Origin of the sequence: Ornithinimicrobium sp. (assembly GCF_051004135.1) — a bacterium.
GTDB lineage: Bacteria > Actinomycetota > Actinomycetes > Actinomycetales > Dermatophilaceae > Ornithinicoccus.
Genome location: NZ_JBPCKQ010000114.1, coordinates 1 through 12484 on the forward strand (window position 1 = coordinate 1; position 12484 = coordinate 12484).

The 12484-nt window shown below is 71.5% G+C and carries 7 protein-coding genes and 1 pseudogene; 5 read left to right on the forward strand and 3 right to left on the reverse strand.

Going from position 1 to position 12484, the window contains the following annotated elements; all coding sequences use genetic code 11:
* Nucleotides 1-381 precede the first annotated feature (381 nt).
* Nucleotides 382-2592: an IS1096 element passenger TnpR family protein gene (locus ACR2FV_RS06925; RefSeq protein ID WP_434014959.1), complete on the forward strand. Its 2211-nt coding sequence runs from the start codon at nucleotides 382-384 to the stop codon at nucleotides 2590-2592.
* 4 nt (nucleotides 2593-2596) lie between these two features.
* Nucleotides 2597-5344: an AAA family ATPase gene (locus ACR2FV_RS06930; RefSeq protein WP_434014960.1), complete on the forward strand. Its 2748-nt coding sequence runs from the start codon at nucleotides 2597-2599 to the stop codon at nucleotides 5342-5344.
* Nucleotides 5345-5386: 42 nt separating this feature from the next.
* Here the strand turns inward: ACR2FV_RS06930 and ACR2FV_RS06935 are convergent, their stop codons facing one another.
* The gene (locus ACR2FV_RS06935) at nucleotides 5387-7540 is read right to left on the reverse strand and encodes an alpha/beta fold hydrolase (RefSeq protein ID WP_434014961.1); all 2154 of its coding nucleotides are present in this window, start codon (nucleotides 7538-7540) and stop codon (nucleotides 5387-5389) included.
* A gap of 7 nt (nucleotides 7541-7547) precedes the next feature.
* Nucleotides 7548-8627: a class I SAM-dependent methyltransferase gene (locus tag ACR2FV_RS06940; protein WP_434014962.1), complete on the reverse strand. Its 1080-nt coding sequence runs from the start codon at nucleotides 8625-8627 to the stop codon at nucleotides 7548-7550.
* A 310-nt stretch (nucleotides 8628-8937) separates the two neighbouring features.
* Between ACR2FV_RS06940 and ACR2FV_RS06945 the strand changes: the two are divergent.
* The 3 genes and pseudogenes from ACR2FV_RS06945 to ACR2FV_RS06955 all read left to right on the forward strand — a co-directional run bounded on the left by ACR2FV_RS06945 (nucleotide 8938) and on the right by ACR2FV_RS06955 (nucleotide 11589).
* Nucleotides 8938-10460 (forward strand): annotated as a pseudogene (locus ACR2FV_RS06945) (SulP family inorganic anion transporter).
* A gap of 98 nt (nucleotides 10461-10558) precedes the next feature.
* The gene (locus ACR2FV_RS06950; protein WP_434014963.1) at nucleotides 10559-11347 is read left to right on the forward strand and encodes a L,D-transpeptidase family protein; all 789 of its coding nucleotides are present in this window, start codon (nucleotides 10559-10561) and stop codon (nucleotides 11345-11347) included.
* Nucleotides 11344-11589, forward strand: coding sequence for a biopolymer transporter Tol (locus ACR2FV_RS06955; protein WP_434014964.1), 246 nt, complete (start codon nucleotides 11344-11346; stop codon nucleotides 11587-11589). Before ACR2FV_RS06950 ends, ACR2FV_RS06955 begins: the two co-directional genes overlap by 4 nt.
* On the opposite strand, the gene ACR2FV_RS06960 is transcribed toward ACR2FV_RS06955, so the two are convergent.
* The gene (locus tag ACR2FV_RS06960) at nucleotides 11573-12457 is read right to left on the reverse strand and encodes a universal stress protein (RefSeq protein WP_434014965.1); all 885 of its coding nucleotides are present in this window, start codon (nucleotides 12455-12457) and stop codon (nucleotides 11573-11575) included. The two genes, ACR2FV_RS06955 and ACR2FV_RS06960, sit on opposite strands and share 17 nt — an antisense overlap.
* Nucleotides 12458-12484: the final 27 nt, after the last annotated feature.

Here is a 12484-nt window from a genome sequence, read left to right on the forward strand (position 1 = left end):
CAATTCTCTTCGATAACGGGCCGTCGCCGCGTTAGGCGCGCCGAAGTTGTCTGGTTGTATCGTGGATGTTTGGCGTTTCATAAACACGGCGGTGGCGAACCGCTGGACCTATTGTGAATAAGCCTCATGGGCTCCTTGGCGAAAATGCGCTCGAGGTTGGTCGTCGAGGGAAGGGCGGCGTCCAAAAGTCTCACGGAGCGCCCCCTGGCGTTCGCTCGTCCGGAGGTTGATCCGTTGGCTCTTCGTCGCGGCGGTCGTGGCGGCGTCACGCGTCATGGCTTCCTCTCAGGGAGGTATATACGTAGTGCATACCTCACAGCCAGCCTCAGGGCGGCCACGGGGTCGGTGCACTCTGCGCCTCGCATACGAGAGGATGGCCGAATGAGCCCGAAGAGCAGAGGACGCAAGCGCAAGAAGCCCCAGCGTGGCGGCCGCGCGTCGCGACTCCGGCAGGTGCCTCAAGACCCAACGGCCGCGCTCGTGCGGGAGCTGGGCGACGCCTTGGAGGACGCCGTCGAGGGAGCCGATCCACTGGGCGCGGAGGCGACCGCGGCGTCGGTGCTCGGCCAGATGCAGCGAGAGGCCGGTGCCCCGGGGAGTCTGGAGCTCTTGCCGCTGGCCGAGCTCATCGACTGGTGCGTCTGCAACCCCTCCTCGCAGGCGCTTGCCGTGGTGCTCGCCCTGAGCGAGATCCTGCCCGACGCCGAGCTGCGAGCGCGGGCCTCGGATGCTGCCGAACGGCTGTCCTCGGTCGTGGACCCTCCACCCTGGGCGGCCGGGCTGGGGCAAGCCCGACTGGTGGACTGCTGGCAGATGACCGACGTCTTCGGTGACCAGGCCAACGTGCTGTGCTCCTTCGACCGCGGCTCGCTGGCGAATGGCCGTCGGCACGGCCTGATGCTCCTGCTGGACTCCAACGGCCCCGGACGGTGGATGAAGGACTTGTTCGTCGTGGACGACGTCGACGAGGCGCTGGAGCAGCTGCGCTCGGCCGCGGCCGAGTCCGAGCCGATCACCCGGTTGGTGCAGGTGGGTCCCGAGCAGGTGCGCGGCCTGTTGCTGCCGCCGCTGATGGCGTCGGTCGAGTCCGGTCCGGAGGACTTCTACGACGTGCCCAGCGAGGACGTGCAGAACCTGTGGCCGCTGGCCGTCGCTCGGCTGCGGGACCTGCCGGAGACCGCTCACGCGCCAGAGCAGCTGTCCGCCGAGCAGGTCGAGTCGCTCATGACGGAGTTCCTCAACTCGGAGGAGGCCAAGGACACCGATCTCGACAACGCGTCCTTGCGGCGCTGGGCGGAAGTGATCGCCCGGTACGGCAACGAGCAGGACGCCGGCAAGCCGCTCCGGGTGGGGCCTGGCAAGACCTTGGTCTTGGCCCTCGAGAGCGACGTCGAGGACGACGAGACCGAGCCGCTCGCGCGGGTGCTCCTGGCGTGGAATGAGTGGGCCGCGCGGCGTGAAGGGCTACCGGAGGAGGCGGTCGCGGCGCTTCTGTTCGGCGTCGAGATGATGCTCGAGGAGGTCTTCGCCGAGCCTGAGGGCGACGAAGACCTCGAGGAGGATGAGGAGCTGCAGCAGCTGAGCACCGCGCTGCAGGGCTCCGCCGACAGCAAGAGCGCCGACGTGGAAGCGCGCCGCCGCTTCGCGATGCCGCACCGGGACGTCGTCATCGACGGAGAGCGCTACACCGACCTCGACCCCGACGATCCCGACGAGCTGGAGCTGCTCGTCATCGGGGAGCACCCCGAGTATGGCCACGTGCTGGACGACCCGACCTCCGAGGAGCTGGTCGACGACGTCAACCCTCGGCTGCACATCGCCCTGCTCACGATCGTCATCACCCGGCTGTGGACCGGAGAGCCAATGAGCACCTGGCGCGAGGCCAAGAAGATGTTGGCTACCGGGAGGGAGCGCCAGGAGATCCTCGACGCCCTCACGGTGCCGGTGGCCGAGGAGATCGAGGCGGCCCTGTCACCTGAGCTCGGCCTCGCGGGGGCGAGGGGCGCGGCACGGCATACCGGGAAGCGCCGTCGCCACGGCCCGGGTCGCGCGCCGGAGGAGGGCGAGCCCACGGCGCTGCAGGTGCGGGTGGACATCGCCGGCGCCCGACCACCGATCTGGCGGCGCCTGGTGCTGCCGGCCACGATGACGCTCGACGAGCTGCACCTCACGCTGCAGCTGGCCTTCGAGTGGACCGACTCCCATCTGCACGCGTTCCGACCGGACCGGCGCGACGCCCGCGGCCGGAGGGAGCGCAACCTGGCGGACGAGTCCGCGATCCGGGTGGGCGAACTGCTGACCGGGGCGGGCGACCGGCTGGAGTACGAGTACGACTTCGGTGACTCCTGGGTCCACCAGATCGTGGTCGAGGAGACCGTGGCTGACGGGGGCACCGTGCGCTGCCTGGGTGGCCGCCGGGCCGGCCCTCCCGAGGACTGCGGTGGCGTCTTCTTCTACACCGACCTCGTCGAGGCGTGGGGCCACCCGGAGCACCCGGCATACGGCGAGGCCGCCGAGATGCTGGAGGGCAACCCTGCCTCCTTCGACCGGGAGATGATCGACGACCGGCTTCGGCGCGTGCCGGTGGAGTGAGCTGATGCTGATCGGGCGTGACGCCGAGCAGCGGGCCATCGGTGAACTGATGGCCGGTGCCCGGGCCGGTCGGAGCGGGGTGCTGGTGCTGACCGGCGAGGCCGGCATCGGCAAGACGGTGCTGCTGGAACACGCCGACACCGCCGCCGTCGCCCGCGGGATGCGGGTGCAGCGGGTCGTGGGGAACGAGCTCGAACGCGACCTCGGCTACGGCGGGCTGTCCCAGCTCGTGGGCACTGCCACGGACGACCTGGCTCGGCTGCCGGCTCCGCAGGCGCAGGCCCTGGCCGTGGCCCTCAATCTGCGGGAGGGCCCGCCGCCGGACCGGTTCGCGGTGGCCGCGGCCACCCTGGGCCTGCTCACCCACCGGGCGGAGGACCAGCCGCTGGCCGTGCTGGTCGACGACGCCCACCTGTTGGACCATCTGTCGGCGGCCGCGTTGGCCTTCGCTGCACGTCGGCTGCTGGAGGACCCCGTCGTGCTGGTGGCCGCCGTCCGCAGCGGGGAGGACAGCGCCCTGCTCCACGCCGGGTTGCCGGTCCGGCAGCTGAGCGGGCTCGACCTGGCGGCGGCGACGGAGCTGCTGGCCGCCGCCGGGCCGGCGACTGAGCTCGATCAGGTGGACCGGTTGGTCCGGGCCACGGGCGGCAACCCGCTCGCGCTGCTGGAGCTGCAGTCACACCCTGTCCGCTGGGACACCGCCGGGCCGGACGCGCCGGTCCGGGTGACCTCGGCGGTCATCGAGGCGTTCCGGGCGCGCACCGACCGGCTCAGCGCGGCCTGCCGCACCACGCTGCTGCTCGCCGCGGCCGGGGGCACCGACCGACGTCTGGTGGCCCGGGCCAGCCGCGACCTGGGGGTCGACCCGATGCACCTGGTCGAGGCCACCGACGCGGGCCTGGTCCGGATGGAAGGCGTGCGGCTCGAGTTCCGGCACCCGCTGGTGCGGGCCGCGGTCTACGGAGCAGCACCCGCGCCGGCCCGCCGTGCCGCGCACGCTGCCCTGGCCCGGGCCACCCCGGAGGAAGACCTGGATCGGCGGGCCTGGCACCTGGCCGCCGCGGCGCCCGACACCGACGCCGCGGCGGCGCAGGCCCTGCATGCCGTGGCCGACCGGGCCCGTGCGCGCTCGGCCTACGACGTGGCCGCGTCCGCGCTGGAGCGCGCCGGATGGCTGTCCCCGGAAGAGTCACAGCGATCGGCCCGGCTGCTCGCCTCCGCCGAGGCCGCGTGGGTCGCCGGGCAGGGGGAGCGGGCGCGGGCCATCCTGGAAGGCGTGGGAGCCCTCACCTCCGGCGATCTGATCGCCCGGTCCGGGCGGTTGCGTGCCACGATCGCCACCCGCACCGGGTCGCTGGCCACCGCACTGGAGGTGATCGCGCGCACCACCGAGCAGCTGGGGCCACAGGAGCCGGACGCGGCGACCGAGCTGTGGGCGGACGGGGTCAACGCCGCCTTCTTCCGTGCCGACACCGAGTTCCTGCACCGCGCCGTCGGCGCGCTGGAGACGCTGGCGCCGCTCGTCGGCACCGCCCGGGCACGGGTGCTGGGGCAGATGGCGGCCGGGATGGCACGCACCTTGACCGGCCAGGGCGGGGCCGACCAGCTCCGGGCTGCCGTCGCCGAGCTGGCCACCGGTCACACGCTGCGGGCCGACCCGCTGCGGGCGATCTGGCTGGCCCTCGGGCCCCTCTACCTGCGCGAGGAGGGTGCCTTCCGAGACCTCGTGCAGGAGGCACTGGCCGAGGTCCGCGAGGGCACCGTCCTGGGAGCCATGCCGCTGCTGCTGATGCTCGTCAGCATGGACGACGCGTCCACCCGGCGCTGGGCCCGGGCGGACTCCGGCTATCACGAGGGCATCAGGATCGCCCGGGAGTCCGGGCAGCACACCGACCTGGCGCTGCTGTTGGCAGCGCTGGCCGGGCTGGAGGCCCGGATCGGGCGGAAGGAGCCCTGCCGGGAGCACGCCGCCGAGGCTCTCGAGCTGTGTGCGCGGCACGACATCGTGGTGGGAGGCGTCTGGGCCACGCTTGCACTGGCCGAGCTCGAGCTAGGAGCAGGACGCCCCGGCCCGGCCCGGGACCTACTGCTCGAGGCGTCGGCCGCCCTGTCCACCTGCGGGCTGCAGGACGTCGACCTGCACCCGGGTGCCGACCTGACCGAGGCGCTGCTCCGGCTCGGGGAGCCCGAGGCCGCCCGGGAGCAGGCACTGGCATACCAGGCCCTGAGCACGGCCAAGGGTCAGCCATGGGCGCTTGCCCGGGCGCATCGGGTGATGGGCATGGTGGCCGACGACGACGACGACGCAGACCAGCACTTCGCCGTGGCCGCTCAGTTGCACGAGCAGACCCCCGACGCCTTTGAGGAGGCGCGCACCGAGCTCGCACACGGTGCCTCGCTGCGCCGCCGGAGACGTCGCAAAGAGGCGCGGGTCCACCTGCGGGCCGCACTGGAGGCCTTCGAGGAGCTCGGCGCCCAGCAGCGCGCCGAGCAGGCGGCCGTGGAGCTGGCGGCCACCGGGGAGTCGGTGCAACCCCGCGGCGCGAGCTTGCTCGGCAGGCTCACCCCACAGGAGCGGCAGATCGCCCAGCTGCTGGCCGACGGGCAGACCACCCGGGAGGCCGCGGCGGGGCTGTTCCTCAGCCCCAAGACCATCGAGTACCACCTCCGGCACGTCTACACCAAACTGGGCATCAACAGCCGGGCCGAGCTGGCCGCCGAGCTCGCCGAGCAGATCCCGGCCCGGCGCTGAGCGGGGAGAGCGCTCGGAGTCTGAGCGCCAGAGTCCGAGCGCTCAGATCAGGTCGGCCAGCAGCGCCGCTGCCCGCTGCGCCCCGTCACTGTCCACCGGCCGGTAGTCCACGGGGGCGCCCAGCTCCTGCACGATCGCCTGGGCGAGCTGGTCGGGGTCGCTGGCCTGCTCGTAACCCAGGTGCCGTCCCGCGCCGTGCCGCTCCAGCCGGTGCCGCACGTGGAACTGCTGCTCGAAGTGGTGTCGCAGGGGCACGTACACGAACGGCGTCCGGGCCGCGGTCAGCTCCATGCATGTCGTGAGCCCTCCCTGGACCACGGCCAGGTCGCTGGCGGCCAGGTGCCGGTACAGATCGGGCACGTAGCCGCATACCTGCGCGCCACGCGTCGGGGGCAGCGACCGCGGGTCGATGCGCGGGCCGGTCACCACGACGAAGCGCAGGTCGGGCTGGTGCCGACGCGCCAGCGGCACCGCCTCGAGCACCCGGCGCAGCAACGGCTGGCCCACGCCGGTGCCACCCACGGTGACCACGCAGGTCGGCTGGTCCGCCGGCATACCCACAGCGGCCCGCAACGCCTCCCGGTCCGGCAGGGCTGCGGCGTCGAACCCGGGCACGTAGCCGCAGAAGTCGAAGGTGTCGGCCATCCAGGTCCGTATGTCGGGCAGTCCCGGCCCGAACGAGGCGGGCAGCACGTCCTCGGGGGAGCCGACGAACACCGACCGGTCGCGCACCCGGGCAAACCGGGCCCGCTGCTCGAGCATCTCCGCGTTGTAGTCGGCGGTCAGCGCAGCCTCGGCCGCGCCGCCGTCGGGCATCGGCAGCCACCCGACGAAGTCGGTCAGCCAGGCAAACGCGAACCGCTTGAGCTCGGGGTTCTCGTGCAGGAAGTAGTCGACGTCCCAGGCCTCGTCGCCCACCACCAGGTCGTACTGGTCCTGCGCGACCACCTCGGCGAACACCATGAAGTTGCTGACCAACAGGGCGTCCATCCGGCGGATCGCCTGGAAGGCGTGCAGGTCGTGCTCCCCGCACTCGTGCTCGACGTGGGCCGACTCGTTGACCAGCCACGCCGAGGCCGGGTGCACGTGCTCCCCAGCGGTCTCGAGCACGGTGGTCACCGGGTGCTGGGCCAGCCAGTCGATCTGCACGTCCGGGTGTCGCCGACGCAGCTCGCGGGCGATCGCCACGTCCCGGGCGGCGTGCCCGAGCCCGAGCGGCGAGCTGAGGAAGAGGACCCGTCGCGGCCGCGCCCCGGCGCGCGGCCAGCTGGTCGTGCCCGGCGCGGTCGTGGGGGGCTGCAGTCGTTCGACGAAGTCGCGGATCAGGTGGTTGACCTTCACCGGGTCACGGGCGAGCAGCCCGTGGCCGGCACCTTCTAGCAGCACCAACTCGGCCCCGGTCAGCCCGGCGATCCGCTGACCCACGATGGTGCTGCGGATCCGGTCCTGCGTGCCGTGCACCACCAGCACCGGGCAGGTCACCTGCGCGAAGAGCGGCTCCAGGTCCTCGCAGCGCACGTCGTCGCACCCCAGTCGTGCGGCAGTGGCGTCCACCAGCATCTGCGGGTCGGTGTCGGCCGACCAGGCCATGGCGTCCTCGCGCTGCTTGGTCGAGTGCGGCTCGGAGAACATCTGCTCGAAGAAGAACCGCCGGAAGTCGGCGAAGTCGCCCTTCAGCCAGTAGTGCCGGTTGTACTTCGCCCACCCCTGCGTGGTCCCCAGCCGCTCCTCGAAGCCGTGGTGCTCCCGCTCGGGCTGGCTGACGTTGACCCCGCACGAGGGCGACAGCGCCACGACGCCGCTGACCCGTTCGGGCCGGGACTGCGCGGCCAGCAGTGCCCACGTCACCCCGCAGGACAGTCCCACCAGCACGGCCCGATCCGTGCCGGTGGCGTCCAGGACCGCCAGCGCGTCCTGCACCAGCACGTCGTTGGTGTATGCCGCCGCTCCGGCCGGGCGGTCCGAGCCACCGGTGCCCCGGCCGTCGTAGGTGAGCACCCGGTAGTGCCGGGCCAGGTAGGAGACCTGCGCCTTCCAGAAGCGGGAGTCGAAGATCTGCCAGGTGGGCAGCAGCAGCAGGGTGGTCGCACCGCTGCCGTGGACCGCCCAGGACAGGCGCACGCCGTCGTGCTCGGCGACCCCGGTAGCGTCCGGGGGACGGGCCGGAAGGGCCTCCTGCTGCTGCGTAGGTGTCATCGCACCCTCACACCCTGACCTCGAAGACGTTGTTGAAGGGCGTGGCGGCCACCGTGCGGAACCGGGTGAACCCGGCGGCCTCGACGACCTGCCGGATCCGGGCCGGGCCGGCCTGGGTGCCGAGCGCGGCACCCACGTCCTGGGACAGCGACGCCGGCGTGCACAGCAGCGTGGAGAAGGCGTAGTACACCCGACCCACCGCGTTGAGGTTGTCCTCCACGCGGTCGCCGGCGGCCGGTTCGACGATCATCCAGGACCCACCGGGGGCCAGGATGGCGCGCACGTGCCGGGCGGCGCCGACCGGGTCGCCCATGTCGTGCAGGCAGTCGAACATGGTGACCAGGTCGTAGCCCTCTGCCGGGTGCTCGGCGGCACCCGCGACCTGGAAGTCGACCCGGCCCGTCAGACCGGCGTCGGCGGCGCGCTCCCGGGCCACGTCGATGGACTCGGCGTGGTAGTCGGTGCCGGTGAACGTGCTGCGCTCGAAGGCCTGGGCCATCAGCACGGTGGAGGCGCCGTAGCCGCAGCCGATGTCGGCGACCCGTCCGCCGCGGCGCAGGGTCTCCACCACGCCGTCGAGCGCCGGCAGCCAGGTCGAGGTGAGGCTGTTCAGGTAGCTGGGCCGGAAGAAGCGCTCGCATCCCAGGTGGACGTCGACGTTGTGCTCGTGCCAGCCGTAGCCGGTCTCGCCGCGGGCAGCGCCGAGGATGGCCGGGGTGTCCCGGATGGTGCCGTGCGCGAGCTGGAACAGGCCGGGCAGGTATGCCGGCGAGGTCTCGTCGGTGAACGCGACCACGTGCTCGGGGGGCAGGGTGTAGGTGCCGTCGGCCGGGTCGTACTCCACGTAGTCGCCGGCCGCCTGCGCGTTGAGCCACTCGCGGGCGTACGGCTCACCGGTGCCGGTGCGCCCGGCGAGATCGGCCGGAGTGAGGGGGCCGGCCTCGGCCATGGCCCGGTAGTAGCCCAGCTCGTCGCCGAGCACCACCAGTGCACCGTTCAACGCGGCCCCCACCTCCCCTACCGCTCGGAAGACGAAGGACATGAGCTTGTCCTCATCGATGGTGACGGTGTCTGTGGCGAGTGACATGGCAAGACCTCTCTGATGGTCAACTGTGGACGACCAGGCCGTTCCTGGCTATCCCCGGTTTCCTCAGGCTCGCCTGCGGGGGGTCGGCACCGCATCCGGTGACCCCCCTAGTCCTCGGGACCCGGCGAAGCTCGATCGACCGCCCGCCGGCCCGGTAGGGCGGTGCTTGGCCGAAGGGACACTTGCTGAGGCGCCAGTCCCGCGAAGACATCTCCTGGAGCGCACGCCACGGTGGCACCGCGCCCAGCCCCCATCCCGCACCGCCGCCCGCTCGGGCGCGGTTCTCGCATGTCCCCATGACGGAGTACCCATGACCCCCACTGCCCGCCCGGACGTCGTCGGCGGCACCCCCCAACCGGAGTCGGACTTCTCCGTCCGGGCCGCGCTGCGCTCGCCCAAGCGGCTGCGCACCGAGGTCCTGGCCGGGCTCGTGGTGGCGCTGGCGCTGATCCCCGAGGCGATCTCGTTTGCCATCCTGGCCGGCGTCGATCCGCGGGTGGGACTGTTCGCCTCGTTCACCATGGCCGTCACGATCTCGATCGTGGGCGGGCGACGAGGCATGATCTCCGGCGCCACTGCCGCGATCGCCCTGGTCATCGCGCCGGTTGCTCGCGACTACGGGCTGGACTACCTGATCGCCACCGTCATCCTGGCCGGGATCCTGCAGATCGTGCTCAGCGTGCTGGGTGTCGCCAAGCTCATGCGCTTCCTGCCGCGCAGCGTGATGGTGGGCTTCGTCAATGCGCTGGCCATCCTGATCTTCAGCGCGCAGGTTCCCACCTGCTCGGCGTTCCGTGGCTGGTCTACCCGATGGTCGCCGTCGGCCTGCTGTTCATGGTCTACCTGCCCCGGGTGACCGACACCGTGCCGGCCCCGCTGATCGCCATCATCGTGCTGACTGCGACCGTCATCGTCTTCTCCATCCGGGTCCCCACCGTCGGTGACCAGGGCGAGCTGCCCGACAGCTGGCCCTCCCTCATCTTCCCCGACGTGCCGTTGACGCTGGAGACGCTGCAGATCATCGCGCCCTACGCGTTTGCTGCGGCGCTGGTCGGCCTGCTGGAGTCGCTGATGACGGCCAAGCTGGTCGACGACGTCACCGACTCGCACTCCATCAAGACCCGCGAGGCCTGGGGTCAGGGAGTCGCCAACGTGGTGACCGGCTTCTTCGGTGGCATGGGCGGCTGCGCGATGATCGGGCAGACGATGATCAACGTGAAGGTCTCCGGTGCGCGGACCCGCATTTCGACCTTCCTCGCCGGCGTCTTTCTGCTGGTGCTCGTGGTCGGGCTGGGTGACCTCGTCGCGATCATCCCGATGGCTGCCCTCGTGGCCGTGATGATCATGGTCTCGGTCGGCACGATGGACTGGCACAGCGTGCACCCGTCCACCCTGCGCCGGATGCCGGCCAGCGCCACCACGATCATGCTGACCACGGTTGCGGTGACCGTGTACACCCACAACCTGGCCTACGGCGTCATCTCAGGTGTCGTCGTCGCCATGGTCTTCTTCGCCCGGCGGGTCTCCCACTTCACCGAGGTCATCGACATCGCGCACCCCGACGAGGACACGCGGGTGTATGCGGTGCGCGGCGTCCTGTTCTTCGCCTCCAGCAACGACCTGGTCTACCAGTTCGACTACACCGGCGACCCGAACAACATCGTGATCGACCTGAGCGATGCGCAGATCTTCGACTCCTCCACGGTGGCAGCCCTGGATGCCATCGAGCTGAAGTATCAGCGCAAGGGCAAGCGCGTGGAGATCGTCGGACTCAACACCGCCAGCCAGGCCTGGCACGGGCCGCTGTCCGGTCAGCTGGGCGCCGGGCACTGAGGTCACGGTTGCGCATCACCTGGGCGTGGGCCGCAACCGCCGAACCACGATCGTGCGTTTAAGGTGAGACAGCACAGACACACAGAGGGGGTCGACGAATGCGGCAGCAAAGGTATGCCGGGGTGCCGCGAGCGCTCCGACGGATGCAGGTCGAGCGACGCGACCTGGTCAAGGGCGGGCTGGGTCTGATGACCGGCGCCCTGCTCGGCGGTCTCAGCGACGACGGCGACGACTTCATCAAGCCCGAGCCGGAGCCCGAGCTGGAGCCCGAACCCGAACCCGAACCCGAGTCCACGACATACCGGCGCGGTGACGGGGGAGAGGGGGTCCGTGCCCTCCAGGGGCAGCTCGCGACGGCCGGCTACTGGCTCGGCGAGGCCGACGGCGGCTACGGCCACCTCACCCAGCAGGCGGTGTTCGCGTGTCAGAAGGCCAATGGCCTGGTGCGCGACGGCGTCGCCGGGCCCAACGTCAAGCAGGCGCTGGCCACGGCATACCGCCCGGAGCCGGTGGACGGCGGCGACCATGTCGAGGTCCACCTGGACTCCCAGCTGATCCTCCTGGTGCGGGGCGGCGGCACCAGCATGGTGCTCAACACCTCGACGGCCAACGGCGAGGAGTACGAGTTCAAGGGGCGCACCTACACGGCTCGCACGCCGACCGGCGACTTCGCCGTGTGGTATGTCGACGGCACCGGCTGGCGGGACGGCGAGCTGGGCGAGATGTGGCGGCCCATGTTCTACAGCGGCAACTACGCGATCCACGGCTCGCGGTCGATCCCGCCGCAGCCGGCGTCGCACGGGTGCGCACGCGTCTCGGTCGCCGCCATGGACATGATCTGGCGCGACGGACTGATGAGCATGGGCACTCGGGTGCTCGTGCTGTGAGCGGCGAGGACGAGGCGCGCTACCTCACCGTCGACGGTCGACGCTGGCGACGCCAAGACCCTGCTCTGCCGGACCACGTCGCACGCAGGCTGCGCTCGCACCGCCGGCGGGTCGGCGTCGCCAAGCACGGCCTGGGCGAGCGCGGCACCCCGTGGTGGGAGCAGTCAGCCGAGCAACGGCGCGAACGGTGGGAGCACGCGTTGGCAGAGCTGGACCAAGATGGCCTCAGTCGACCACCATGATCGGCGACCTCGACTCGTGCAGCACTCCCATGCTGGTCGAGCCCAGAACGGCACCGGCCAGGCTGCCTTGACCGTGGGTGCCCAGCACCAGCAGCCCGCCCTGCTCGCCGGCCTGGACCAGACCCTCGACGGGGTGGCCCTCGATCACCGTGCCCCTGATCTCGACGTCGTCCAGCGCGGCAGTGGCGCGCTCCAGCAGGTCCTGGTTGACCTTCTCGGCGGTGGCCTTGTGGTCCGCGGCCGCCTCCTCCACTGAGCTGTAGCCGGCCGGCTTGCGGTTGCCTGAGGGTGGCGCCCAGACGGTGGCCAGCAGCAGGGGGGCGCCCCACTCCCGTGCCACGACTGCCGCCGCGTCCACGGCACGCTCGGAGCCACCGGTGCCGTTGACCCCGACCACGACCGGGCGCTCGGCGCCCGGCAGCGTGCTGGTGCCGTCCCGGACGATGACGACCGGACAGCGGGAGTAGCCGGCGATCGAGTATGCGGTGGAGCCCAGGAGGAGGGTGCCGACCCGGCTGCGCCCGTGGCTGCCGAGGACCATCATCGAGGCGTGCGTGGACCGCTCACCGAGCGCGACCTTGGCGCTGAACAGCGATCCGGCGGTGTCGACCTCCAGGTCCGGGAAGTCCTCGAGGACCTTGTCCCGGCCCTCGCCGGCCACCTCCTTGGCATCGGCGATGACCTCCTCGGTCTTCCACAGTCCGCTTCCGGCGTCCTGGGTGTAGGTGATCCGCTCGGCGGCGTGCAGCACCACCAGCTTGCGGCCCTGGCGGTCGGCGGCCCGGGCGGCCCACTGCAGGGCGGCCTCGGAGGGGGACGAGCCGTCGTAGCCGACGACGATCGGACGGTTGGCTGCTACGGATGCCATGGTCACTCCTTCGTTGGGGGTTTAGCA